General features: G+C 65.2%; 21 protein-coding genes. 7 read left to right on the top strand and 14 right to left on the bottom strand.

The window, feature by feature from the left end:
- Positions 1–35 precede the first annotated feature (35 nt).
- The 3 genes from lspA to WH303_RS10515 form a co-directional block, all read right to left on the bottom strand.
- Positions 36–554, bottom strand: coding sequence for a signal peptidase II (lspA, locus tag WH303_RS10525; RefSeq protein ID WP_339518349.1), 519 nt, complete (start codon positions 552–554; stop codon positions 36–38).
- Positions 554–3,409, bottom strand: a complete 2,856-nt coding sequence (gene ileS, locus WH303_RS10520) for an isoleucine--tRNA ligase (protein ID WP_339518348.1) — start codon at positions 3,407–3,409, stop codon at positions 554–556. The genes lspA and ileS overlap by 1 nt, the downstream gene beginning before the upstream one ends.
- A 149-nt stretch (positions 3,410–3,558) precedes the next feature.
- Positions 3,559–4,599, bottom strand: a complete 1,041-nt coding sequence (locus WH303_RS10515; protein ID WP_339518347.1) for a bifunctional riboflavin kinase/FAD synthetase — start codon at positions 4,597–4,599, stop codon at positions 3,559–3,561.
- A 202-nt stretch (positions 4,600–4,801) separates the two neighbouring features.
- Between WH303_RS10515 and WH303_RS10510 the strand changes: the two genes are divergently transcribed.
- On the top strand, positions 4,802–5,359 hold the full coding sequence (locus tag WH303_RS10510) for an HNH endonuclease (RefSeq protein ID WP_027010515.1): 558 nt from the start codon (positions 4,802–4,804) through the stop codon (positions 5,357–5,359).
- A gap of 83 nt (positions 5,360–5,442) precedes the next feature.
- Here WH303_RS10510 and WH303_RS10505 read toward each other — a convergent pair whose 3' ends face one another.
- Entirely contained in the window at positions 5,443–6,762 is a 1,320-nt protein-coding gene (locus tag WH303_RS10505) for a methyltransferase (RefSeq protein ID WP_339518346.1), read from the bottom strand.
- Positions 6,763–6,882: 120 nt separating this feature from the next.
- Here WH303_RS10505 and purN point away from each other — a divergent pair, with 120 nt between their 5' ends.
- A complete protein-coding gene (gene purN, locus WH303_RS10500; protein ID WP_021025294.1) occupies positions 6,883–7,464 on the top strand; it encodes a phosphoribosylglycinamide formyltransferase in 582 nt (193 codons plus the stop codon).
- 16 nt (positions 7,465–7,480) lie between these two features.
- Here the strand turns inward: purN and WH303_RS10495 are convergent, their stop codons facing one another.
- Positions 7,481–7,726, bottom strand: a complete 246-nt coding sequence (locus WH303_RS10495; RefSeq protein ID WP_043338519.1) for a DUF1653 domain-containing protein — start codon at positions 7,724–7,726, stop codon at positions 7,481–7,483.
- Positions 7,727–7,851: 125 nt separating this feature from the next.
- Here WH303_RS10495 and WH303_RS10490 point away from each other — a divergent pair, with 125 nt between their 5' ends.
- Positions 7,852–9,816: a M48 family metallopeptidase gene (locus WH303_RS10490; RefSeq protein WP_339518344.1), complete on the top strand. Its 1,965-nt coding sequence runs from the start codon at positions 7,852–7,854 to the stop codon at positions 9,814–9,816.
- Positions 9,817–9,861: 45 nt separating this feature from the next.
- Entirely contained in the window at positions 9,862–11,133 is a 1,272-nt protein-coding gene (locus WH303_RS10485; protein WP_339518343.1) for an RsmB/NOP family class I SAM-dependent RNA methyltransferase, read from the top strand.
- Positions 11,134–11,197: 64 nt separating this feature from the next.
- Here WH303_RS10485 and WH303_RS10480 read toward each other — a convergent pair whose 3' ends face one another.
- On the bottom strand, positions 11,198–11,578 hold the full coding sequence (locus WH303_RS10480; protein ID WP_339518342.1) for a hypothetical protein: 381 nt from the start codon (positions 11,576–11,578) through the stop codon (positions 11,198–11,200).
- Between the two features lie 258 nt (positions 11,579–11,836).
- Here WH303_RS10480 and WH303_RS10475 point away from each other — a divergent pair, with 258 nt between their 5' ends.
- Positions 11,837–13,372 (top strand): aminotransferase-like domain-containing protein, encoded by a 1,536-nt coding sequence (locus WH303_RS10475; protein WP_445228275.1) that lies wholly within the window; start codon positions 11,837–11,839, stop codon positions 13,370–13,372.
- A 106-nt stretch (positions 13,373–13,478) separates the two neighbouring features.
- Here WH303_RS10475 and rpmG read toward each other — a convergent pair whose 3' ends face one another.
- The 3 genes from rpmG to trxB all read right to left on the bottom strand — a co-directional run bounded on the left by rpmG (position 13,479) and on the right by trxB (position 15,113).
- Positions 13,479–13,649: a 50S ribosomal protein L33 gene (rpmG, locus tag WH303_RS10470; protein WP_021026858.1), complete on the bottom strand. Its 171-nt coding sequence runs from the start codon at positions 13,647–13,649 to the stop codon at positions 13,479–13,481.
- 11 nt (positions 13,650–13,660) lie between these two features.
- On the bottom strand, positions 13,661–13,894 hold the full coding sequence (gene rpmB, locus WH303_RS10465; RefSeq protein WP_021026859.1) for a 50S ribosomal protein L28: 234 nt from the start codon (positions 13,892–13,894) through the stop codon (positions 13,661–13,663).
- Positions 13,895–14,159: 265 nt separating this feature from the next.
- On the bottom strand, positions 14,160–15,113 hold the full coding sequence (gene trxB, locus WH303_RS10460; protein ID WP_339518341.1) for a thioredoxin-disulfide reductase: 954 nt from the start codon (positions 15,111–15,113) through the stop codon (positions 14,160–14,162).
- Between the two features lie 515 nt (positions 15,114–15,628).
- On the opposite strand from trxB, the gene WH303_RS10455 reads away from it, so the two are divergent.
- Together WH303_RS10455 and lolA are read left to right on the top strand one after the other, a co-directional pair.
- The gene (locus tag WH303_RS10455) at positions 15,629–18,037 is read left to right on the top strand and encodes a DNA translocase FtsK (RefSeq protein ID WP_445228274.1); all 2,409 of its coding nucleotides are present in this window, start codon (positions 15,629–15,631) and stop codon (positions 18,035–18,037) included.
- A gap of 145 nt (positions 18,038–18,182) precedes the next feature.
- Positions 18,183–18,815 (top strand): outer membrane lipoprotein chaperone LolA, encoded by a 633-nt coding sequence (gene lolA, locus WH303_RS10450; protein WP_021026862.1) that lies wholly within the window; start codon positions 18,183–18,185, stop codon positions 18,813–18,815.
- Positions 18,816–18,934: 119 nt separating this feature from the next.
- Here the strand turns inward: lolA and WH303_RS10445 are convergent, their stop codons facing one another.
- Genes WH303_RS10445 through WH303_RS10425 form a run of 5 tightly spaced genes read right to left on the bottom strand, consistent with a single transcriptional unit; the run spans position 18,935 to position 23,980 of the window.
- A complete protein-coding gene (locus WH303_RS10445; protein WP_339518340.1) occupies positions 18,935–20,257 on the bottom strand; it encodes an LLM class flavin-dependent oxidoreductase in 1,323 nt (440 codons plus the stop codon).
- Positions 20,254–21,591, bottom strand: a complete 1,338-nt coding sequence (locus tag WH303_RS10440; RefSeq protein WP_339518339.1) for an MmgE/PrpD family protein — start codon at positions 21,589–21,591, stop codon at positions 20,254–20,256. The genes WH303_RS10445 and WH303_RS10440 overlap by 4 nt, the downstream gene beginning before the upstream one ends.
- 2 nt (positions 21,592–21,593) lie before the next feature.
- On the bottom strand, positions 21,594–22,442 hold the full coding sequence (locus WH303_RS10435) for an amino acid ABC transporter ATP-binding protein (protein WP_339518338.1): 849 nt from the start codon (positions 22,440–22,442) through the stop codon (positions 21,594–21,596).
- The gene (locus tag WH303_RS10430; RefSeq protein WP_339518337.1) at positions 22,429–23,241 is read right to left on the bottom strand and encodes an amino acid ABC transporter permease; all 813 of its coding nucleotides are present in this window, start codon (positions 23,239–23,241) and stop codon (positions 22,429–22,431) included. The genes WH303_RS10435 and WH303_RS10430 overlap by 14 nt, the downstream gene beginning before the upstream one ends.
- A complete protein-coding gene (locus WH303_RS10425) occupies positions 23,231–23,980 on the bottom strand; it encodes an amino acid ABC transporter permease (protein ID WP_339518336.1) in 750 nt (249 codons plus the stop codon). The genes WH303_RS10430 and WH303_RS10425 overlap by 11 nt, the downstream gene beginning before the upstream one ends.

Genomic DNA, 23,980 nt, shown 5'->3' with positions numbered 1-23,980 from the left:
CTGGGTATTGGCTATAAACGCGGCAGAAAGCCTGATCAGCCTTTTTCGCCCCGGCGCATGCGCAGCAGCTCGTCCAGAATCAGCAGGAAGGCGCCCAGGCAAATGGCCGAATCGGCCAGGTTGAAGGCCGGGAAATGGCTGCCCGTCCAGTGGAAGTCGAGCATGTCGACCACATAGCCGTGGCGCATGCGGTCGACCACATTGCCAATCGCCCCGCCCATGATGCAGCTGAGTGCCAGGCAAAACAGGGACTTGTGGCTGTGGCGGTAGAGCTGCCAGACGATGACGGCCGTCACCACCACCCCAATGCCGGTGAACAGCCAGCGCTGCCAGCCGCCGGCGCTGGCCAGGAACGAGAAGGCCGCGCCGGGGTTGTGCGCCCGCACGATGTTGAAAAAGCCGGTGATCGTGGTGTAGTCGCCCAGCTGGTAGTGGGCCAGGATCCATTCCTTGCTCCACTGGTCCAGCCAGAAAATCACCGCAGCAATCACCAGCCACAGCACAAACCGGCCTTTGCCGGCGCTGCCCACGGCAGGGGTGGCGGCGGCGTTCATCAGGCCATCAGGCGGGTTTCACCCGCGCCATGGAGGTTGCTGTCGCAGCGGCCGCACAGGGTGGGGTGGGCCGGGTTCTGGCCCACATCGTCGCGGTAGTGCCAGCAGCGCTCGCACTTGGCCTTGTCCGATGGGTTGACGGCCACGCTCAGCGCATCACCGGCAGCCACCGTGGCGGCCGAGGTGATCAGCACGAACTTCAGGTCGTCAGCCAGGGTCTGCAGCAGCGCCAGGTCCTCGGGCTGGGCGCTGATGGCTACCTCGGCCTGCAGCGACGCGCCCACCTTGCCATCGGCACGCAGGGTCTCGATGTCCTTGTTGACCACATCGCGGATCTCGCGGATGCGCGCCCACTTGGCCAGCAGGGCCTCGTCGCCGGCGGGCAGGTCGCAGAATTTCTCCAGGAAGATGGTTTCGCTGTTGCCGACGATCTTCCAGGCCTCTTCGGCGGTGAAGGACAGGAAGGGCGCCATCCAGCGCAGCATGGCCTGGGTGATCTGGTGCAGCGCGGTCTGGGCCGAGCGGCGTGCCAGGCTGCCTTCGGCGCTGGTGTAGAGCCGGTCCTTGAGGACATCCAGGTAGAAGCCGCCCAGGTCCTCGGAGCAGAACAGCTGCAGCTTGGCCACCACGGGATGGAACTCATAGACCTTGTAGTGCGCCAGCAGCTCGGCCTGGAACTGGGCCGAGCGGGCCAGGGCCCAGCGGTCGATCTCGAGCAGGTCCTCATAGGCCACCGCATCATTGGCCACGTCGAAGTCGCTGATGTTGGCCATCAGGAAGCGCAGGGTGTTGCGGATGCGGCGGTAGGCATCCACCACGCGGGCGAGGATCTTGTCGTCGATGCCCAGGTCGCCCGAGTAGTCGGTCGAGGCCACCCACAGGCGGATGATCTCGGCGCCCATCTTGTTGCTCACATCCTGCGGCGCGACGGTGTTGCCCACCGACTTGGACATCTTCTTGCCCTGGCCGTCGACGGTGAAGCCGTGGGTCAGCAGGCCCTTGTAGGGCGCGCGGCCAAAGATGGCCGAGGCCAGCAGCAAGGAGCTGTGGAACCAGCCACGGTGCTGGTCATGGCCTTCCAGGTACAGGTCGGCCTCGGGGCCGCTGTCATGGTGGTGCTCGGCGTGGGTGCCGCGCAGCACATGCCAGAAGGTCGAGCCCGAGTCGAACCAGACTTCGAGGATGTCGGTGCTCTTGGTGTAGAGCTTGGCCTCGTCGGCGCCCAGGATCTCTTCACCGGTCACACGGCTCCAGGCCTCGATACCGCCTTCTGCGACGATGCCCACGGCCTGGTCGAGGATCTCCATCGTGCGCGGGTGCAGCGCGCCGGTGTCCACATGCAGGAAGAAGGGGATGGGCACGCCCCAGCTGCGCTGGCGCGAGATGCACCAGTCGGGCCGGCCGGCGATCATCGCGCGCAGGCGCTCCTGGCCGTTTTCCGGGTAGAAGCTGGTGTGCTCGATGGCGTCCAGCGCGATCTGGCGCAGGGTCTGGGCAGGCTTTTGGGCCGGGTCGGTGAACACGCCTTCGCCTTCATCCATGCGGATGAACCACTGGGCGGCGGCGCGGTAGATCACCGGCGTCTTGTGGCGCCAGCAATGCGGGTAGCTGTGGGTGATGGTCTTGGTGTCCATCAGGCGGCCGGCAACCTTGAGCGCGTCCAGGATGACGGGCACGGCCTTCCAGATGTGCTGGCCACCAAACAGCGGCAGCTCGGGCTCATAGACACCATTGCCCTGCACCGGGTTGAGGATGTCCTTGTAGTCCATGCCATTGCTGACGCAGGAGTTGAAGTCGTCCAGACCGTAGGCCGGCGCCGAGTGCACGATACCGGTACCGTCGTCGGCCGTGGCGTAGTCGGCCAGGTAGACGGGCGAGATGCGGTCATAGCCCTTGTCCACATGGGCCAGCGGGTGCTTGAAGGGCATGTGGTCCAGCACCTTGCCGGGGGCCGATGCGATCACCTTGCCTTCGATGCCCCAGCGCTCCATGCACTTGTCCACCAGCGCGCTGGCCAGCACCAGCAGGCCGCGCTCGGTATCGACCAGGCTGTATTCCAGCTCGGGGTTGACGTTCAAGGCCTGGTTGGCCGGGATGGTCCAGGCGGTGGTCGTCCAGATGACGATGAAGGCTTCCTTGTCCAGTTTGGCGAGGCCAAAGGCGGCTGCCAGCTTGGCCGGATCGGCCGCCGGGAACATCACATCCAGCGTCTGGCTTTGCTTGTCGGCGTATTCGATCTCGAACTCGGCCAGCGACGAGGCGCAGTCAAAGCACCAGTAGACGGGCTTGAGGCCCCGGTAGACAAAACCCCGCTCCATGACCTTCTTGAGCGCGCGCAGCTCGCCCGCCTCATTGGCATAGTTCATGGTCTTGTAGGGATGGTCCCAGTCGCCCAGCACGCCCAGGCGCTTGAAGTCCGCCATCTGCTGGCCGATCTGCTCGGTCGCAAATGCGCGGCTCTTGGCCTGCATCTCGTCGCGGGGCAGGTTGCGGCCGTGGAGCTTTTCGATCGCGTTCTCGATCGGCAGGCCGTGGCAGTCCCAGCCTGGCGCGTACAGCGCGTCATAGCCTTCCAGTTGGCGGCTCTTGACGATCATGTCCTTGAGGATCTTGTTGACGGCGTGGCCGATGTGGATCTTGCCGTTGGCGTAGGGCGGGCCGTCGTGAAGGATAAACTTGGGCGCGCCGCTGCGGGCATCACGCAGGCGCTTGTAGATGCCTTGGTCCTCCCAGTCCTTGACCCAGCCCGGCTCGCGCTTGGGCAGATCGCCGCGCATCGGAAACGGGGTGTCGGGCATGTTCAAGGTGGCGCGGTACGCAGAGGCCTTTTCTGCGGGGGACGATTTGTCGGACATAAATACCTTCAAAGCAAAACATGGTCCTGATCCGGGCGGGGTGATCATGCCGGTCAGTGGAAAAATGTATAGCGCAGAAGCGTTGTCTGACGTGCACGTGGTGCAGGCGAGTGCGGACTTCTGCGCGGCACGGCGCAGTCAAGTCAGCGTCAAATTCGGTCGCGCGTGGTCTGGCGACGGGTTTCGGCGTGGCTGGCCGTATGAAAGAAGGCACGGGCATCCGCGCAGTCCTTGGCAATCCCTGTGGTCAGGGCGTCCAGACTGTCGTATTTGAGCTCGTCGTGCAGTTTGTGTAGAAGTTCCACTCGGATGATTTTACCGTATGCCCCGTCTCCACCCAGTTCCGCGGGCCATTGCAGGCAATGGGTCTCCAGCAGCACGCGGCCGCCGTTGACGTCGTTCGGGTCCAGCGAGGGGCGCACACCCAGGTTGGCCACGCCCGGCAGCGGCTGGGCCGACAGGCCGTGCACCAGCACGACAAAGATGCCGCTGGCAGCGGGTTTCCAATGGTCAAAGCGCAGGTTCAAGGTGCGAAAGCCGTCGCCCGCGCCCGCGCGGCTTTCGGCCAGCTGGCGGCCCAGCTTGCGGCCATGCACCACATGGCCCGATATCGCATAGGGGTAGCCCAGCAGCTTGGCCGCTGCTGGCATATCGCCCTGGCCCAGCGCCTGGCGCACAGCCGTGCTGGACACGCGCAGGCCATCGGACTCGTAGCTGTTCATGCGCGCCACATCAAAGCCCTGCTTGCGGCCGGCCTCGACCAGCATCGCGTAATCGCCCGCGCGCTGGTGGCCAAAGCGGAAGTCATCGCCCACCAGCAGGTAGCCGGTGCCCAGCCCCTTGAGCAGCACATCGTCGATAAAGGCCTGTGGGGCTTGCGCAGCCAGCCGCGCATTGAAGGGCAGCACAATCGCCTGGTCAATGCCGCACTGGGCGAGCTGGTCGAGCTTGTCGCGCAGGGTGGAGATGCGGGCAGGCGCCAGGTCGGGCTTGTTCAGCACCTGGGCAAAGTAGTCGCGCGGATGGGGCTCGAAGGTGAGCGCGCAACTGGCCAGACCCCGGCGCTGCGCTTCGCTGCGCAACAGCGCCAGCATGGCCTGGTGGCCCCGGTGCACCCCGTCAAAATTGCCAATGGTCAGGGCGCAGTGCCGGGTGACCTCGGGGTGGTCAAGTCCTCTGAAGATTTTCATCTTTGCTTTGTTTTTTGTAGCGGCTTGCGCTTTCGAGCCGAGCGCTGGTGTGCAATTTCACAATAAAAGTGTATATTGACCATTATGACTTGGTGCCCGGGTCTGCGTGCAGCATGTGCGTGGGTCGCGGCATTTTTCGTGGCCAGGCGCCGCGCGGGTCAACGGTATTTCGGTTCAATTCCCAATGCGCAGGAGGCCCATTGTGAAGGTGTTGAAGTTATCGGCAAGTGGCGTTCCGCAATCCTGGATCACGTTGCAGGAGGCGGTGACGCACTACGCAGCAGGTGATGTGCGCTGGGAGGCGGGCTCGAGCGTCGCCTGCTTCCGCGGCGGGCATAACGCCATCACCGGCCTGCAGTCACGCATCGAGGTGGCCAGCATCATCGGCACCCGTGGCAAGCCTGGTATCGACCCCTTTGCGATGCGCATGACCCTCACCAACAGCAAGCTGTTTGGCCGTGACCGCCATATCTGCGCCTACTGCGGCGAGCATTTTGACGAAGAGCACCTGACCCGCGAGCATGTCATTCCGGTGTCCCAAAAGGGGCCCGATACCTGGATGAATGTGGTGACGGCCTGCGCCTCCTGCAACCACCACAAGGCAGGCCGCACGCCCGAGCAGGCGCATATGCCGCTGCTCTATGCGCCCTACACCCCCAGCCTCTGGGAAGACTTCATTCTGCGCAACCGCCGCATCCTGACCGACCAGATGGAGTTCTTGATGGCCCATGTGCCCAAGAGCTCGCGTCTGACGGCTTGAGCGCTGCCTTGCCATCCCCAGCAAAAAGGCCTTGTCGCAAGACAAGGCCTTTTCCGTTGGCGGGCTCTCAGAGCGGTGGGCTATCAGGCCTCCTTGGGCTTGGAGGCGGTGACCACAAAGCCATCGACGGCCTGGCCCGCTTCCATGCGCAGCTCCACATCGCGGGTGTCAACACGGTCAAAGCCGGCAGCCTTGGCCAGGCGCACGGTGCTGCTCAAGGTGTGGGTGTAGCGGCCAAAGGGCTGCAGCTGGCTGTCCGGGCCGGTGACATCACCGTGCTCGCAGGAGAAGATCAGTACGCCGCCGGGGGTCAGCACGCGGTAGGCATCGGCCAGGGTTTGCTGCAGGTCGCCGACATAAATCAGCACATCCAGCGCGGTGATGGCCTCGAAGGTGTTGGCCGGGGTGGCCGCCAGCGCTTCGAGCAGGTTGACCTGGTGGAACTTGTAGTAGACCTTGTGCTTGGCCGCTTGCTCGAGCATCTTGGCCGACATGTCCACACCCAGGATATAGCCGTCGATGGCGCCCAGCGTCGCACCCAGCAGGCCGGTGCCGCAGCCCAGGTCCAGCAGGTTGAAGCGGCGGTCCGGGAAGATCTGCAGCAGCTGGTCGGCCACCTGCTTGGGCAGGCTATAGGCCAGATGGCGCACCATGTGCATGTCATAGACCGAGGCCATGCCATCGAACATGTGGGTGGTCAGCTCGACCGGCACATGCGCGGGCACCTGGCCCTGGGCCAGCTGGTGGTAGTACTGGTAGATCTTGTCTTCGGGCTGCAGCGCCAGCAGTGCCGTGGTATCGGGCAGGGCCTCTTGCATGGTGCCACGCGCTTGCAGCATCTGCACACGGCCAATGCGCGAGAGGTGGTCGCCCGGCTCCTCGTCGATCAGCGGACCAAACACGGCCAGCGCATCGTCGTACTGGCGCACGGTGCCCAGGTCAACCGCCAGATGGCGACGCAGCGTACGGTCGCCAGGAATCAGCTCCAGTGCGCGTCGCAGGTGGCGGATGGCCATCTCGGTATTGCCGATGCGGTGGGCGATATCAACGACGCCGGCAATCACGCGGGCATTGTTGGGCTCCAGCGCAATCACTTTCTCGGCGGCAGCCATGGCATCGTGCTCGCGGTTATGGCGCGCGTACAGCAGGGCTTGCTCCAGCAGGCCGGGCGCCCAGTCGGGGGCCAAGGTCACACTGCGCTGCATCGCATCAAAGGCACCTTGGAGGTTGCCGGATTTCTCTGCCATCAAACTGGCGAGCACGAACAGGCGTGCATCGCGTGGTGCGCGCTGGCGTGCATCGTTGAGGGTTTGGGCGGCACCCGTGAGGTTGCCCACAGAAATCTGGTGGCGGGCGGTTTCGAGGAATTTGCGAATCGGATCGACAGGTGCTTTTGCGCTCATGGAGTAACTGCGGGCGAGCCCGTAAACGTGGCTGTGAATTCAGTAAAGCCTTTGATTATCCGCCATTTGAGGCCGCGGCGTGTTTCGGGACGTTCGCCGCCCTGCGATAATGCCGCCTCCATGAAAAACATCGTCATCCTGATCTCCGGCAGCGGCTCCAATATGGCGGCCATCGTGCGAACCGCGCAGCAAGAGCGCTGGCAGGAGACACTGGGGGCGAGGGTGGCGGCCGTGGTCAGCAACAAGGCCCAGGCCGGCGGACTGCAGTTTGCCCAGCAGCAGGGCATTGCCACCGCCGTGGTGGACCACAAGGCCTACGACAGCCGCGAGAGCTTTGACGCAGCGCTGATGCAGTGCATCGATGCCCATGCCCCGTCGCTGGTGGTACTGGCTGGTTTCATGCGCATTCTGACCCCCGGCTTTGTCGCGCACTACAGCGGCCGGCTCATCAACATCCACCCCTCGCTGCTACCAGCCTTTGCCGGGCTGCACACGCACCAGCGCGCGATCGATGCCGGTTGCAGGTTTGCCGGCTGCTCGGTGCACCAGGTCACGGCCGATCTGGATGCCGGCCCCATCCTGGAGCAGGGCCTGGTGCCCGTGCTGCCGGGCGACACGGCCGAGCTGCTGGCCGCGCGCGTGCTGGTGCAAGAGCACCAGATCTACCCCAAGGCGGTGCGCGCGTTGTTGCAGGCGCGCTGAGCGCTGCGCAACGCGGTCACACCTGGTCAGGCGTCTCGGTCTGTGGCGTATAAGCCGCAAACCGGGGCTGGCGCTGGCCGTTCACTTCCACGTCCTCGCTGAACATGGCCGCTGGCCGCACCCACCAGCCGTAATCGCCATACAGCGCCTGGTAGACCACCAGCCACTCGCGTGTCTCGCTGTGCTGGGCCAGCTGCCAGACCTGGTAGAGCCGGCCTTTGTAGTGGCGGTAGAGTCCGGGCGAAATAGCTGGTGCTGGCATCGGGTGCTGTTCCATAATCTGAAAAAATAACCAAGCCTAGCAGATGCGCCCGCCTGCACATGCCGACATGGCCCGTGCGCGCCAGGCACCAGCGCTGCGCGGCCAGAACCTGTTCGGAGGGTGGGGTGGAGCAGATAGATTTTGTGCAGCGGGTCGATGCCTATACGCGCGCCGCTGCATCAGAGCCGGCGGTTTTCCGCCGCCATGTCTTTGGCATGCTGCTGCTGGCGGGGCTGTGGATCTGGGGCGGTCTGCTGCTGGGCCTGGTCTTGCTGGCCTGGTCAGTGCTGTCCTTGGTCTACCTTGGATTCCATGGATTGCAGATCTTTGGGCTGTTTGCCGGCTTGGCACTGCTGCTGAGCGTATTGCGGTTGACGCGCTCGGACTGGGTCGCGCCCGAGGGAATCGCCGTGCCCGCTGCCGAATGCCCGCGCCTCTTTGAGGCGCTCGAGCGCGTGCGCCAGAAGGTGCGCGGCCCCCGTATCTCCCAGCTGGTGATCACCGAAGACTATGGCCTGCGCATTGCGCAGCAGATGCGGCTGGGCGGCTTGCTGCCCGCGCGCTACCACCTGCTGCTGGGCCTGCCGCTGGCGATGGCGATTGACCGGCCGCGCCTGGTGGCCCTGATTGCCCAGGAATACAGCCATCTGCGCCGCCGCCAGGGCTGGCTGCAGGCCGCGGTCTACCGCGCCCGCCGCCGCCTGCAGGGGCTGCATGAGCGCCTCGCCGATGCGCGCCAGATGACGCACCTGGGCTGGGCCAATGAGCGCTTCATGCGCTGGTATTTGCCGCGCTGGTGGGCGGCCAGCTTTGTGCTGGCGCGGCAGGACGAGGCCGTTGCCGACCGCATGGCAGCCCGCTGGGTCAGCAAGCCGCTGATGGGCGAGGCGCTCTCTGAGGTGGCGGTGCGCGGGCGCTGGTTCCGCGAGCAGTTCTGGACCATGCACTGGCTGCGCGCCCGCGAGCTGGCCTCGCCGATAGGGCCCTTCAGCCTGATGGCCGGGGTGATGAACCACAGCATGGATGTGAACTGGGTCTACCAGGGCTGGAAGCAGGAATACCATGCACCCGCAAGCTACCAGGACACGCCCCCCAGCCTGCGCGAGCGCCTGCGGGGCCTGGATGTGCCCCCAGGCCTTACGCCCATGTCCAGCAGCAACTGCCTGGCCTGGCTGGGCAAGCGCTCGGAGCGCTGGATCGAGCTGCTCGACCAGCGCTGGTGTGTGCGCCATGGCCATGACTGGGTGGCCTACCGCCAGATCCTGAGCGCCTCGGCCGCGCGCGTGGCCGCGCTGATGCCGCGCGAGCCCTACCTGGATGCCGACCAGCTGGTGGAGCTGGGTTGGCAACTGCAAAGCACCGCCGTGCAGCACCAGGATGCTCCGTTGCCGATCTACCAGCGCGCGCTGGAGCTGGAGCCGGGCAACGCCCGTGCGCTGGCCGCCTGCGCCAGCCTGCACATGGGCATGGATTGGGAGGCGCAGCTGCAGTACCTGGCGCAGGCTTTTGCGCAGCTGCCGGCGATGGGCGCGGCCTGGTGCCGGCTGGCCTCGGGCGTGCTCGATGTGCTGGAGGATGAGGATTTTGACGAGGCCTCGGTGCGCCAGCTGCGCAGCGACTGGCGCGCGCGCGAGGCGCTGGCCCGCACGCAGCTGCAGGCGCTGCGCGATGAGCGCCTGGTGCAGGGCAGCCTGCTGGGTGCGCGCGCCTGTACCGCGCTGGCGCATCCGCTGTGGGCTTCCGAGCTTGCAGCACTGCAGCTGCATCTGCAGCACTGCCCGCGCTTGCGCCGTGCCTGGCTGCTGGCGCGGCCACTGCGCAGCTTGCCGGGGGCCTATGCGCTGGTGCTGGTGCTCGACCGGCCCGGCGTGCATTACCAGGACAACAAGCGGCTGGAGCTGCAGTGGCGCGGCTACCTGGAGCGCGAGCTGCTGCTGTGCAAGCTGATGCCGCTATGGATCGTCCATGTCGAGGAGCTGGGCCCCACCGCGCTGCGCCAGCTGGCGGCCATGCCCTGGGGCCTGGTCTATGACCGCACCGAGCAGCCCGGTGGCGCGCGCAGCAGCGGCACAGCGCCGCTCACCGGTTAGCCGGGCCTGGCGCCCGGATACTGGCGCAATGGGACAATAGCGGCTATGCACCCCAAAGCCCTCTTAGATGCCTGCGCCGAGTTGGTCGCGCAGGCCCTCACCTTTGAACACCCGGCCGACGCCGTGGTGTCGCGTTATTTCCGTGAACACCGCAACCTGGGCCCGCGCGAGCGTGGCACGCTGGCCGAGACGGTGTACACCGTGCTGCGCAAGAAAACGTTGTTTGAATCGCTGGCCCGCTCGGGCAGCGGTGCGCGCGAGCGCCGCCTGGCCATCCTGGGCTTTGCCGGCCCGCGCAGCTTTGTCAAAAGCGCGCTCAGCGACCAGGAAGTGCAATGGCTCGACGACTGCGACGCGATTGCGCCGGCCAGCCTCATGCCCCAGCACCGCCACAACCTGCCCGAGTGGCTGGTCGAGCCGCTGCAGGCCCAGGTGGGTGAGCAGTTCGAGCAGCTGGCCGCCAGCATGCTGGAGACGGCCCCGCTGGATCTGCGCGCCAATGCGCTGCTGACCAAGCGCAGCGAGCTGCAGAAAGAGCTCAAGGAAGCGGGCATCAAGGCCGAACCCACCCCGTACTCCCCCTGGGGCCTGCGCGTGGCCGACAAGCCTGCGCTGTCGCGCCTGGAGGCCTTTGTCAAAGGCCGGGTCGAGGTGCAGGATGAGGGCTCGCAGCTGCTGGCCTTGTTGCTGGATGCCAAGCGCGGCGAGATGGTGACCGATTTTTGCGCCGGCGCCGGCGGCAAGACCCTGGCCATTGGCGCCACCATGCGCAGCACCGGCCGCCTCTACGCCTTTGATGTGTCGGCCCACCGTCTGGAGGCGCTCAAGCCGCGCCTGGCCCGCTCGGGCCTGTCGAATGTGCACCCGGCTGCGATTGCGCATGAGCGCGATGAGCGGGTCAAGCGCCTGGCCGGCAAGATGGACCGCGTGCTGGTCGATGCCCCCTGCTCGGGCCTGGGCACCTTGCGCCGCAATCCCGATCTGAAATGGCGCCAAAGCCCCAAGGCGATTGAAGAGCTGACGGCCAAGCAGGCCGCCATTCTGGCCAGCAGTGCCCGCATGGTGAAGTCCGGCGGCCGCCTAGTCTATGCCACCTGCAGCATCCTGCCCGCTGAGAACGAGGCGATTGCCGAGGCCTTTGCCGCCGCCCACCCGGACTTTGTGCCGATGGATGCCGGCGAGCTGCTGGCGGGCCTGAAGGTCGAGCAGGCCGCCAGCCTCTGCAGCGGCGGTGACAGCGGCAGCCAGTACCTGCGCCTGTGGCCCCACCTGCACCAGACCGACGGCTTCTTTGCCGCCGTCTGGCAGCGCAAGTAAGGCAGTCAGTCCAATAAGGCATTGGCCACCAAGGCGATTGCGCCTTGGCAGGCGGCCTCTGCTGTCAGCCTTTCCAGCCCAGCCAGTCGGCCACACTGCGCCAACCGGCGCGCCAGCCCGCATAGGCCTGCACCTGCACCAGCAATTGGGCGGGCTGCAGGCCTTGTGCTTGCAGCCAGTACCAGCCCGCATGCGCGCCATTGCAGTGCGGGGCCTCTTCGGCCACCAGGCGCAGCGCGCTGTGCCAGGGCGAGCTGATCTGCAGCTGCCCGGCGCGGCAGTACAGGCTGCTGCCCGCCTCCAAATACAACCATTGGCCCTGGCCTGCACGCAAGGCCAGGCTGCTGCTGTGGATGGCGGGCTGCGCCGGGGCGCTGGTCTGGGCCTTGGGGCTGGCGCTGCCTGGCAGGGCGGTGGCGAGGCGGGCGGTGGTGCTGGTGGTCATTTTTGCGCTTTCCTGAGCATTGCAGAACAGGGCTCTAGCGTAAAAAAACGCGCTGCAACGCAACAGACACAGTCCGCACCAGGGTCGGGCAGAACAGCGCAAGCACAAAGCGGCTGTTCTGGTTCAAAATCACAGTTTCTGTATCTGTTCTGTCAGGGTTGAACCTGAGACCATAGCGCTGCGAATGGGAACCTGGCCCTGGCCACTGCGGTGGCGCACAAGGGTGAAGGACAGGTTCCCGGAACCAGGAGTCCTGCTGTGCCGCTGTTAGAAGAGAGTCTGTGTGACATCCCCGAAAGCCATGCCCTAGACGCGGCAGGCAGCCCGCCTGCGGACGATGCGTTTCTGTACGAGCGCATCGCCGCGCATTTTGAGCAGGCCATTGCCCAGCAGACCCTGGGTGTGGGCGCGCGCATGCCCTCGGTGCGCGATATCCGGCGCCAGCACCATGTCAGCCACAGCACGGCGCTGCAGGTGCTGCGCGTGCTCGAGTCGCGCGGCCTGATCGAGGCGCGGCCCCGGGTGGGCTACTTTGTCAGCGATACGGCCCTGCAGATGCCCGCGGCGCGCGAGCCGCTGCAGCTGGGCCCTTTTCCGATGCAGGACCACCGCTTTGAAGGCATTGGCGAGCGGGCGGCCGAGTACCTGAACAAGGCGCGCCTCAAGGGGCCGCTCAAGGTGGATCTGGGCAGCGCGATGCCGGCGCCCGAGCTGTTCGATGCCAAACTGCTCAACCAGCTGGCCGTGGCCTTGCTGCGCGAGCAGCCGCAGATTCTGGTGCATGGGCCTTCGGCGCCGTTCACCCATCCGGATTTTCAGGCCTCGATGGCGCGCTATGCGCTGGGCTTTGGTGTGCGCCTGGCGCCGATGGACATTGCGGCGACCTTTGGCAATTCCGAGGCGGTGAATCTGGCGCTCGATGCGCTGACCCAGCCGGGCGACATGGTGGCGATTGAGTCGCCGACCTTCTACGGCATCCTGCAGGCGATCGAGGCCAAGAAGCTGCAGGCGCTGGAGATCCCGTCGAGCCCGCACACCGGCATGTCGATCGAGGCGCTGGAGCTGGCCTTGCGCACCCACCCCCACCTCAAGGCCGTTGTGGTCGTGCCCCATCTGCAGATGCCCCAGGGCGCCACCATGCCCGACAGCCACAAGCGGCGCCTGGTGGCCCTGTGCCGCGAGTACCGGGTGGCGTTGATCGAGGACGATATCTACCGCGAATTTGTCGAATCCGACGAGGTGCTCAAGCCCTGCAAGGCCTGGGACACCGATGGCTCGGTGATCTATTGCTCCTCGCTGTCCAAAAGCTATGCGCCGGGCCTGCGCCTGGGCTGGATGAATGCCGGGCGCTGGCAGGAGCGGGTGCAGATGATCAAGTTTGCCCGCTCGCGCAACCTGCCGGTCTGGCCCCAGCTGCTGGGGGCGCGCACGGTGGGGTCACCGTCGTACATGCGGCACCTGGTGCGCCTGCGCCAGCAGCTGCGCGTGCAGCGCCAGGCCGCTGCGCAGGCCGTCGCACGCTATTTTCCGATCGGCACGCGCCTGAGCCTGCCCGCCGGTGGCCTGAGCATCTGGCTGGAGCTGCCCGAGCAAATCTCGTCCAGCCGCCTGTACGACGAGGCGCTGGCCGTGGGCATCCGCGTGGCGCCGGGCGACATGTTCAGCAACACCGGCCATTACGACCACTTTCTGCGGCTGAGCTGCGGCATGCCGTTTACCGACGCAGTGGACGAGGCCTACCGCAGCCTGGGGCGCATGATGCATGCGCAGCTGGGCCTGCCGCCCAGGGCTTGATGCGAGCGCCGGTCACCGAAAACCGGACGCAGAAAAGCACAAAGGACACCGAGGTGTCCTTTGTGGTGTTTGCATGCCACCAGGTGAATGGTGGCGTACAGGCTGATTACTTCAGCTTCACTTCCTTGTAATCCACATGCTTGCGAGCCTTGGGATCGAACTTCGTGATCAACATCTTTTCAGGCATTGTCTTTTTGTTCTTGGTGGTCGTGTAGAAGTGACCGGTGCCGGCTGTCGATTCCAGCTTGATTTTTTCGCGTCCGCCTTTGGATGCCATGGTGATACTCCTTAAGCTTGGCCACGTGCGCGCAGGTCTGCGAGCACAGAATCAATACCGTTCTTGTCGATCAGACGCAGAGCGGCGCTGGAAACACGCAGGCGAACCCAGCGGTTTTCAGTTTCCACCCAGAAACGGCGATATTGCAGGTTCGGCAGGAACCGGCGCTTGGTTTTGTTGTTGGCGTGGGAAACGTTGTTTCCCACCATGGGCTTCTTGCCCGTTACTTCGCAAACGCGTGCCATCAGGACACTCCGAAAGTTTTAACAGCTGCTTGCCCTGTCTGCCTCGTTAAAGACAGCGCGGCTTGCAGCCTCACCTCGCCAATCAAAGGGTGGCGGTAGCCCATGTTCACGGCCGGGCCTGTTCAGTGGTGCAAGACCGCTGGCAAACCTGCCGTAGTTTCCTGTTCACGCGCCGAAGATTGCGAAATAGCAAAAGGCGGCAAGCAGCAAAGCCAAGGATTATAACCCGAAAGCAAAATTCGGGCTAGGCCCTTTGCTCTGTGGTTTATTCCTGCTCGAGGAAACGCTGGGCATCCAGCGCGGCCATGCAGCCGGTACCCGCGCTGGTAATGGCTTGGCGGTAGATGTGGTCTTGCACGTCGCCGGCGGCAAAGATGCCGGGCACGCTGGTTTGTGTGGCAAAGCCGCCACGGCCCATCTGGGTCACCAGGTAGCCGTTTTCCATCTCCAGCTGGCCTTGGAAGATGTCGGTATTGGGGTGGTGGCCAATGGCGATAAAGCAGCCTTGCAGCGCGATGTCTTCGGTGTGGCCGTCCTGCGTGCTCTTGATGCGGATGCCGTTGACGCCCGACTGGTCGCCCAGCACTTCATCGAGCGTGAAGTAGGTCTTGAGCTCGATCTTGCCTTCCTGGACCTTCTCCATCAGCTTGTCGACCAGGATGGGCTCGGCCTTGAACTTGTCGCGGCGGTGCACCAGGGTCACCTTGCTGGCGATGTTGGACAGGTAGAGCGCCTCTTCCACGGCAGTGTTGCCGCCGCCGATCACGCAGACGGGCTGCTCGCGGTAGAAGAAACCGTCACAGGTCGCACAGGCCGACACGCCACGGCCCATGAAGGCCTCTTCGGTGGGCAGGCCCAGGTACTTGGCCGATGCGCCGGTGGCGATGATCAGGCTGTCGCAGGTGTAGGTCCCGCTGTCGCCCTTCAAGGTAAAGGGGCGCTTGCTGAAATCGACCTGGTTGATGTGGTCAAAGATGATCTGGGTCTTGAAGCGCTCGGCATGCTCCAAAAAGCGCTGCATCAACGCCGGGCCTTGCACGCCCATCACATCGGCGGGCCAGTTGTCCACTTCGGTGGTGGTCGTCAGCTGGCCGCCCTGGGCCATGCCGGTGATCAGGACGGGATCGAGGTTGGCACGCGCCGCATAGATGGCGGCCGTGTAGCCCGCAGGGCCCGAGCCCAGAATCAGTACTTTGGCATGTTGGTGGATGGCGGACATAGAACTCCTATCGCATTCATGGGGAGCAGATGCGGGGCATCTGCGAATCAATCAAGGGGGCTGGCTCGCGCGCAGCAAAACATGAAAGAGTATCAAACACTAGCCACCCTCTGTGGATGGCTTGTGTCAATGTCCTTGATTGTCGCAAGCCATCGCAGCACCTGAGGACGCCCGGCGCTGCCTTTGCGCACCAATGACAACAATCGTTGCGGCGTGCTGGCGCAAGGGGTGGGCTTGTAGGAAGATAGGTAGATTACAAAATGTTGCGTATTGCCAGGTGACAGGGGGCCAGGGCCGGTGGCGAGCCATGCTTTTCGTGCATCAGACTAATGTTTTTATTGGGTATTTGTGCTGATGGCCAGCGCCTGTCGCGGCCTTGGCGGCCCGTTCTGTGCCGCAGGGCGGCCCGCACTTTGCCTGAAGCACCGCGTCGCACCGGGGCATCACCCAGCCCCAGGCGCCTGGCCTGCTATCGAATTTGCAATCCGCTTAGGGTAAGCTCTGGCTCCTAGGTTATGGCTTACTCATCAAAGAAATCAAAGACAGCACCCCAGACCGGCCATTCGCTGGTGATGGGGGTTCGCCGTTTTGGGCACGAGCTGGTGCTCATCGTCAGTTTTGTGCTGATGGCGTTTTGCGTGGCGGCCATGGTCAGCTACTCGCCCAAGGACCCGGCCTGGTCCACCTCGGGCACCCAAATTGCCGGCCATGTCAGCAACTGGATGGGGCGCCTGGGCGCGATGGTGTCTGACGGCGGCTATTTCATGGTGGGTTTTTCGGTCTGGTGGCTGGTGGTCGCGGCCGTGCTGGCCTGGTTCTCGTCGCTGGCACGCTGGCTGCGCGCCGGGGAGGCACCCCCCAATGATCCGCGCCCGCTGTGGCTGCGCCGCATGGTGTTCTGGGGGGGGCTCGTGGTCTTGCTGCTGGCCAGCGCGGCGCTGGAATGGTCGCGCCTCTACCGTTTTGAGGCCAGCCTGCCCGGCGCTGCCGGCGGTGTGCTGGGCTTTTTGCTCGGCCCGCTGGCCGAGCGCTGGATGGGTTTTACCGGCTCGGGCATTGTCGGCGTCATGCTGCTGCTGCTGGGCCTGTCCTGGATTTTGGGCTTCTCCTGGGGCCAGATCGCCGAGAAGGTCGGCGCCGGGATTGAACGCACTTTGCAAAAGCTGATGCTGCGCCGCGAAGCCGCTGCCGACAAGGCCGTGGGCAAGAAGGCGGCGCAGGCGCGTGAGGCCGAGGTCAGCAGTGCGGCACCCGCACCGATGGCCTCGCGCATGGATCCGACCGGTGATGGCCTGGACAGCATGCTGCCCGCTGCACCGCGCAGCGCAGCTGTCGATTCGGGCCTGCATATCGCCCAGCCGCTCAAGCCCCAGGCGCAGCCCAGCGCCCGTGTGGTCAAGGAGCGGCAAAAGCCGCTGTTCAACGAGCTGCGCGACACACGCCTGCCCCAGGTCGACCTGCTCGATGCGGCGCCCAAGTCGCAGGAGAGCGTCTCCTACGAAACCCTGGAGATGACCAGCCGCCTGATCGAGAAAAAGCTCAAGGACTTTGGCGTCGAAGTCCGCGTGGTCGAGGCGGCGCCCGGCCCGGTGATCACCCGCTATGAGATCGAGCCGGCCACCGGCGTCAAGGGCTCGCAGATCGTCAACCTGGCCAAGGACCTGGCGCGTTCGCTGTCGCTGGTGTCGATCCGCGTGGTCGAGACCATCCCCGGCAAGACCTATATGGCACTGGAGCTGCCCAATGCCAAGCGCCAGACCATCCGCCTGACCGAAATCCTGGGCTCGCACGAGTACCACGATGCCAAGAGCCTGCTGACCATGGGCCTGGGCAAGGACATCATCGGCAAGCCGGTGGTGGCCGACCTGGCCAAGATGCCGCATGTGCTGGTCGCCGGTACCACCGGTTCCGGTAAGTCCGTGGGTATCAACGCGATGATCCTGTCCGTGCTCTACAAGGCCGAGGCCAAGGATGTGCGGCTGATGATGATCGACCCCAAGATGCTGGAAATGTCGGTCTACGAAGGCATTCCGCACCTGCTGTGCCCGGTGGTGACCGACATGAAGCAGGCGGCCAACGGCCTGAACTGGTGCGTGGCCGAGATGGAGCGCCGCTACAAGCTGATGAGCAAGCTGGGCGTGCGCAATCTGGCGGGCTACAACACCAAGATCGACGAGGCCAAGGCGCGCGAGGAAAGCATCCCCAACCCCTTCAGCCTGACGCCCGAGTCGCCCGAGCCCCTGCAGCGCCTGCCGCATATCGTTGTGGTGATCGACGAGCTGGCCGACCTGATGATGGTGGTCGGCAAGAAGATCGAAGAGCTGATTGCACGCCTGGCGCAAAAGGCGCGCGCTGCCGGTATTCACCTGATCCTGGCCACCCAGCGCCCCAGCGTCGATGTGATCACCGGCCTCATCAAGGCCAATATCCCCTCGCGTATCGCGTTCTCGGTGGGCTCCAAGATCGACAGCCGCACTATCTTGGACCAGATGGGCGCCGAGGCGCTGCTGGGCATGGGTGACATGCTCTACATGGCCAGCGGCACGGGCTTCCCGGTGCGGGTGCATGGCGCCTTTGTGTCCGACGAGGAAGTGCACCGCGTCGTCAGCTACCTCAAGGAGCAGGGCGAGCCCGACTATATCGACGGCGTGCTCGAAGGCAGCACCGGTGAGGGCGATTCCGGCTTTGGCGATGAAGAGGGCGGCGGCAGTGGCGAGAAGGACCCGATGTACGACCAGGCGGTCGAGATCGTGCTCAAGGACCGCAAGGCCAGCATCTCCTACGTGCAGCGCAAGCTGCGCATTGGCTACAACCGCTCGGCCAACCTGCTCGAAGAGATGGAGCGCGCCGGCCTGGTGAGCGCCTTGACCGGCAGCGGCCAGCGCGAAGTGCTGGTGGCCCACCGTCCCGGCGGTGAAGAATAGCGCAGCGGCGGGTAAACATTCGCAAAGCCAGCGCCTTGGCGGCCCACAGCTGGCACTTGTGGCCCGCTGCCGCACTCCAAACCCCTTGTTGGCCCGAAAGTGGCCCATGCATTGGCTTTGTTCGCAAAGCACGAAAGGATTCACGATGAAACAATGGATCGCAGCAGCCGCCCTGGTCAGCCTGGCCGGTTGGGCACAGGCCGATGGCCTGCAAAGCCTGGAAAAGTTCATGACCAGCTCGCAGGCCGGTGAAGCCCAGTTCACGCAGACGGTCACCTCGCCCGCCAAGCAGGGCCAGGCAGGCAGGGTCAAGACTTCCAGCGGCAGCTTTGCATTCCAGCGGCCGGGCAAGTTCAAGTTCATCTACCAAAAGCCGTTTGACCAGACCATCGTCGCCGATGGCACGGTGTTGACCGTCTATGACGCCGACCTGAACCAGGTCACCCAGCGCCAGCAGAGCAAGGCCCTGGGCCAGACGCCTGCGGCCCTGCTGGCGTCCGCGTCGAGCCTGCAGGCGCTGAAGGCCGAGTTTGACGTGAGCAGCCTGCCCGAGGCCGATGGCCAGCAATGGGCCCAGGCCATCCCGAAGAACAAGGACGGCCAGATCAAGCAGGTCAAGGTCGGCTTCAAGGGCGATGAGCTGCAGACCCTGGAGATCGAGGATGGCTTTGGCCAGCGCTCGGTGCTGCGCTTTGTCGGCTTCAAGGCCCTGCCTTCGCTGCCGGGCTCGGCGTTCGAGTTTGCGATTCCGTCCGGTGCGGAAGTGATTCGCCAGTAAGCGCCTGTTCAAAGGCAGAAGAGCATTGCAACAAAGCCCTGGCTGTCAGGTACGGCCAGGGCTTTGTTTTGGGCTGAGCAGCGCTGGGCGGCTTCAGTCTCCCGTGTCGTGACTGCTGCCTATCGTGCAGCGTAGCGGCTGGCCGGGCGGCTCAGGCCCAGGTGGTCGCGCAAGGTACGGCCGCTGTACTCGGTACGGAACAGGCCTCGGCGGCGCAGCTCGGGCAGGACCAGGGCCACAAAGTCATTCAGCCCGCCGGGGAAGTAGGGCGGCATGATGTTGAAGCCGTCGGCGGCCTCGCCCTCAAACCATTCCTGCAGCGCGTCGGCAATCTGCGCCGGCGTGCCAACGACGATGCGGTGTCCGCGTGAGCCGGCGACCAGGTGGTAGAGCTGGCGCAGGCTCAGGTTATCGCGGCGGGCCAGGTCGGTCAGCAGCTTGGCGCGGCTCTTGAGCTGGTCGGACTCGGGCAGATCGGGCAGCGGGCCGTCCAGCGGGTAGCCGGAGATATCGTGGCCCAGCCGCTCGGACAGCATGGACAGTGCACCCGAGGTGTCCACCCATTGCTGCAATTGCTCGTAGCGGTCCTTGGCCTCTTGCGCCGTACGGCCGATGACGGGGAACACACCGGGCATCAGGTGCACCTGCGATGGGTCGCGGTTCCACTGGCCCAGCTGGCTTTTCAGACCCCGGTAGAAAACGCTGGCCTCCTCCAGCGTCTGCTGGGCGGTGAAGACGACATCGGCCGTGCGGGCTGCCAGCGCCTGGCCGGGCTCGGACGAGCCCGCCTGGATCACGATGGGGTGGCCCTGCGGCGGGCGCGGTGCATTCAGCGGGCCTTTGATGCGGAAATGCGCGCCCTCGTAGTCCAGCGTGTGCAGCTTGGCGGGGTCGAAGTACACACCGCTGTCCTTGTTGCGCACGATGGCATCGTCCTCCCAGCTGTCCCACAGGCCTTTGACCACATCGACAACCTCGCCGGCCATCGCATAGCGCTCGGCATGGTTGGGGTGGTTGCCACGGGTGAAATTGGCGGCCGTGCGGTCGTACGAGGTGGTGACCACGTTCCAGGCGGCCCGGCCCTGCGAGAGCAGATCCAGCGAGGCGAACGAGCGGGCAATGTGGTAGGGCTCGCTGTAGGTTGTCGAGGCCGTGGCTGCCAGGCCAATGTGGCTGGTGGTCATGGACAGGGCCGACAGCAGCGTCAGCGGCTCAAAGCGCAGTGCGGCCGAAGGGTGCATGTCGGGTGTGGCGCTCAGGCCATCGGCCAGGAAGACCATGTCGAACTTGGCGTCTTCAGCGGTCTTGGCCAAGCGCTGGATCAGGCCCAGGTTTTCGCTGCCAGACTCGGCATCGGGGTGGCGCCAGCCAGCCACGTGGTGGCCGGCGCCTTGCAGGAACAGGCCCAGGCGCATCTGGCGGGGAGTGGAGGTAGAGGTCATGCTTGCACCAAAGAGAACAAAGCGGTCAGTTGAATCAGGTCGTCACGGCTGAGCATGCGGCCAACCAGTGCAGGCACGGCGCGCAGTGCCTCTGGCTGCTGCTGCGTGGTGTCGGCAAACTTGGCGGCCAGGTCCTTGGCACGGCTGAGGCCTTGCACGTGCTGCGTGTACTGGCGGCCGTCGTGCAGCGTCACTTCCACGGTGGAGAAACGGGTCTTGGGGTCGGTGGAGGCACGCGCTGCATGCGGGTCATGGGCGCGGCTGACACGGCGGCCAAAGGCCCGCAGGTCTTCGCGGGCAGGGCGCTCGTCAAACAGCGACAGGCCCAGCGCGCCATCGACCAAGGCAGCGGCCAGCACATATTCGACGCTGAAGCGGCCTTCCAGACCGGTGGCTGGGTCGGTCACGGTCAGTGGCGTATCCCCGGCGGGCGGGAAGACCACACGCACTGCGGCAATGTCCTCGGCACGCAGCTGGTGCGTGGCGCGCAGCGCCAGCGCGGCGTCGGCCGCATAGTGCGTGGCTGTGCAGCAGGCATAGGGCTTGAAGTACAGGCCGGGCGTGACGATCTGCCAGGGCGCGCCCCAGTCGGCCAGCGCGCGTCCTGCATCGGCTGCGCCAAAGCCATAGGCGTCCAGAAAGCCGATGGGTGCTTCCAGCACGCCGGGTGCGCCTTGCAGGCCGGCCTGTGCCAGCTGCGCCGCAAACAGGCCAGCGCGTGCGGCCAGACCGGCGTGCAGCGGCTTGGCCTCGCTGCCAAACTGCAGGCGCAGACCACCGGCCTGCGTGGCGGCCAGACCCAGTGCGTTTTCGGTGGCGGCGGCATCCAGCGTCAGCAGGCGGGCGCAGGCAGCGGCTGCCCCCAGAGGCCCCAGCGTGGCGGTGTTGTGAAAGCCGTTTTCGTAGTGCTTGCTGCCCAGGGCCAGGCCCAGGCGGGCCATGGCTTCGACGCCGACGATATAGGCATCCAGCAGGTCGAGGGCGCTGGCTGCGGGCAGGGTATCGGCCAGCGCAAACAGGGCCGGCAGCAGCACGGTGCCAGGGTGGCCACGCACGCTGGAGTGCACATCGTCAAAGTCCAAAGCATGGCCGGCATAGCCGTTGAGCAAGGCGGCACTCGCGGCATCGGCCGTGGTGGCTTGGCCGATCACACGGGCCGCGCCGCCAGCTTGCGGCAGTACGCCACGCAGCTTGTGCCAGGCCGGGTCGGCTGCGCCGGGAAAGGCCGAAGCCAGAAAATCCAGCACGCCTTCGCGTGCGGCCTGCACGGCGGCGGCATCTTCCAGCGGGCGGGCATCGGCAATGCGCCGCGCAAAGTCCTGGCTGAGGGTCATGGTCAGAAAGCCAGTGGGGTGACTGGCGTAAAAGGGGTCGATGGATGCTGCGCTGCAGGCGGCAGGCGGGCGCTGCGGTCACCGCCCAGCGCCCGGTGCAGAAAGCTGCGGGTGCGTTCGTTGCTTGGCTGGCCAAAGATTTGCGCGGGCGTGCCGTGTTCGACGATGCGGCCTGCCTCGGTGAAGTAGACGTGGTCGCTGATCTCCTCGGCAAAGCGCATCTCGTGCGTCACCAGCGCGCAGGTCATGCCGTCGCGCACCAGTTCGCGGATCACGGTGAGCACCTCGCCGACGGTTTCGGGGTCCAGCGCCGAGGTCACTTCGTCGAACAGCATCAGCTCGGGCCGCATGGCCAGTGCACGGGCAATGGCCACGCGCTGCTGCTGGCCGCCGGACAGCTCGCCAGGGTAGGCATGGGCCTTGTGCGACAGGCGAACCTTGTCCAGCAGCACGCGCGCCTCGCGCTCGGCTTCGCCACGCTCGCGGCCCAGCACGCGGGTGGGCGCGATCACCAGGTTCTGCAACACGGTCAGGTGCGGGAACAGGTTGTACTGCTGAAAGACAAAGCCCACGCGCTGGCGCAGGGCGATCAGTTCGGCCTCGGTGCGCAGCTCCTGCACCTCGGTCTCGCCCACGCGGATCTGGCCTTGTTGCGGGCGCAGCAGGCCAGTGATGCAGCGCAGGATGGTGGACTTGCCCGAGCCCGAGGGGCCGATGATGGTGACGGCCTGGCCGCGTGGAATATCGACATCAATGCCCTTGAGCACTTCGTTGGCGCCAAAGGCCAGATGGATATCGCGCAGCTGCACCAGCGGCGCGGTCTGGGTGGAGGGAGTTTCAGCGGAAGGCATGGCGTTTTTCCAGGCGCCGTGTGGTGCGCGCAATGGGGTAGCAATAGGCAAAGAACAGCGCCAGCAGCGTGACATACACCAGGATGGTGAAGTCGGTACGGGCGACGGTGTTGCTGGCAATCTGGGCCGTGTCCACAATGTCATGCACACCGACCAGCGAGGCCAGCGAGGTGCTCATCGTGATGCTGGCGTAGAGGTTCATCCAGGGCGGCAGCATGCGGCGTACGCACTGCGGCAGGATGATCCAGCCAAAGATCTGCCAGCGCTTGAAGGCCAGCGACTGCGCCGCCTCCCACTGGGCCGTCGGAATGGACTGGATGGCCCCGCGAAAGATCTCGGCCACCACGGCCGAGGTCGGCAAGGCCAGGCCCAGCACGACCTTGATCCAGTCTGGAAAGGGCAGGCGCCAGTGCAGCAGCTGCAGCTCGAACGGGAAGACATAGGTGGTGAAATAGATCAGCACCAGGATGGGCGCATTGCGAAAGGCCTGTACATACCAGCGCGTCGCGCTGCGCAGCGCGGCCCATTGCGAGAGCGCCAGTGCCCCCACGAACAGACCCGCCACCGTGCCGATGGCCATGGCCAGCATGCTGATGTAGATATTGGTCCACATGCCGCGCACCAAGGCGGGTGACCATTGCCACAAATGGGCCAGCGCAGGCGGAAAGCGGCCCTCGGCATGCCACCAAACGGCCAGCAGCGCGGCGGCCACCAGCAGTCCCAGCAGCCAGGGGTTCAGCAGCAGCGCGGACCAGCGCAGGGCCGGTGCGGGCTGTGGAGATGTCAGTTCACTGGCCATAGCCGGGCATCCTCAGGCGGTGTTCGAGCCAGCGGCCCGCGCGGCTGACCAGCCAGGTCAAGCCCCAGAAATACAGCAAGATCAGCAGCAGCAGCTCCAGCACGTTGTCACGCTGCGTCCAGATCATCACGGACTCGTAGGTCACATCGCCCACCGCAATGGCCGATGCCACGGCCGTCATCTTCACCAGATCGACCATGTTGTTCACCAGGGCCGGCAGCGCAAAGCGCAGGGCCAGTGGCAGCTCTACGCGCCACAGCAGCTGGCGGCGGCTGAAGCCCAGCGACTGTCCTGCCTCCAAGGTTGCATGGGGCACGGCCTCGATACCGGCGCGCAGTGCCTCGGCATGGAATACGCCCTTGTGCAGCGAGACCACGATAAAGACCCAGACAAAGGGCGTGAGCGGGTTCACGCCGCCATGCGCTTGCAGGCTTTGCGTGATCAGCATGTTCAGCACCAGAAAGGCGCAGTACAACTGAACCAAGGTGGGCGTGTTGCGGGTGAGCTCGACAAAGGCGCGCGTCGTTCCACGCAGCCAGCGCTGGCCTGAAGTCAGTCCGGCAGCCAGCAATACACCTGCCACCAGGCTGCCTGGAATCACCAGCAGGCACAGCTGCAAGGTGACGCCCAGGCCACGGATGAAGGCATCGCGTTCATAGGCTTCCAGCAGAAATGCGAAGTTCAGGCCGAGCGGCTTGGCGGCCTGCACCAGCCATGGGTAGAAGCTGTGCTCCAACAT

The organism is Comamonas sp. MYb69 (assembly GCF_037479315.1).
GTDB lineage: Bacteria > Pseudomonadota > Gammaproteobacteria > Burkholderiales > Burkholderiaceae_C > Comamonas.
This window is presented reverse-complemented; position numbering and strand designations above follow the sequence as displayed.

Bases quoted from the DNA above. Each gene is read 5' to 3' on its own strand.
- lspA (WP_339518349.1), bottom strand. From the start codon at position 554: ATGAACGCCGCCGCCACCCCTGCCGTGGGCAGCGCCGGCAAAGGCCGG.
- ileS (WP_339518348.1), bottom strand. From the start codon at position 3,409: ATGTCCGACAAATCGTCCCCCGCAGAAAAGGCCTCTGCGTACCGCGCC.
- WH303_RS10515 (WP_339518347.1), bottom strand. From the start codon at position 4,599: ATGAAAATCTTCAGAGGACTTGACCACCCCGAGGTCACCCGGCACTGC.
- WH303_RS10505 (WP_339518346.1), bottom strand. From the start codon at position 6,762: ATGAGCGCAAAAGCACCTGTCGATCCGATTCGCAAATTCCTCGAAACC.
- purN (WP_021025294.1), top strand. From the start codon at position 6,883: ATGAAAAACATCGTCATCCTGATCTCCGGCAGCGGCTCCAATATGGCG.
- WH303_RS10495 (WP_043338519.1), bottom strand. From the start codon at position 7,726: ATGCCAGCACCAGCTATTTCGCCCGGACTCTACCGCCACTACAAAGGC.
- WH303_RS10485 (WP_339518343.1), top strand. From the start codon at position 9,862: ATGCACCCCAAAGCCCTCTTAGATGCCTGCGCCGAGTTGGTCGCGCAG.
- WH303_RS10480 (WP_339518342.1), bottom strand. From the start codon at position 11,578: ATGACCACCAGCACCACCGCCCGCCTCGCCACCGCCCTGCCAGGCAGC.
- rpmG (WP_021026858.1), bottom strand. From the start codon at position 13,649: ATGGCATCCAAAGGCGGACGCGAAAAAATCAAGCTGGAATCGACAGCC.
- rpmB (WP_021026859.1), bottom strand. From the start codon at position 13,894: ATGGCACGCGTTTGCGAAGTAACGGGCAAGAAGCCCATGGTGGGAAAC.
- trxB (WP_339518341.1), bottom strand. From the start codon at position 15,113: ATGTCCGCCATCCACCAACATGCCAAAGTACTGATTCTGGGCTCGGGC.
- WH303_RS10455 (WP_445228274.1), top strand. From the start codon at position 15,629: ATGGCTTACTCATCAAAGAAATCAAAGACAGCACCCCAGACCGGCCAT.
- lolA (WP_021026862.1), top strand. From the start codon at position 18,183: ATGAAACAATGGATCGCAGCAGCCGCCCTGGTCAGCCTGGCCGGTTGG.
- WH303_RS10445 (WP_339518340.1), bottom strand. From the start codon at position 20,257: ATGACCTCTACCTCCACTCCCCGCCAGATGCGCCTGGGCCTGTTCCTG.
- WH303_RS10440 (WP_339518339.1), bottom strand. From the start codon at position 21,591: ATGACCCTCAGCCAGGACTTTGCGCGGCGCATTGCCGATGCCCGCCCG.
- WH303_RS10435 (WP_339518338.1), bottom strand. From the start codon at position 22,442: ATGCCTTCCGCTGAAACTCCCTCCACCCAGACCGCGCCGCTGGTGCAG.
- WH303_RS10430 (WP_339518337.1), bottom strand. From the start codon at position 23,241: ATGGCCAGTGAACTGACATCTCCACAGCCCGCACCGGCCCTGCGCTGG.
- WH303_RS10425 (WP_339518336.1), bottom strand. From the start codon at position 23,980: ATGTTGGAGCACAGCTTCTACCCATGGCTGGTGCAGGCCGCCAAGCCG.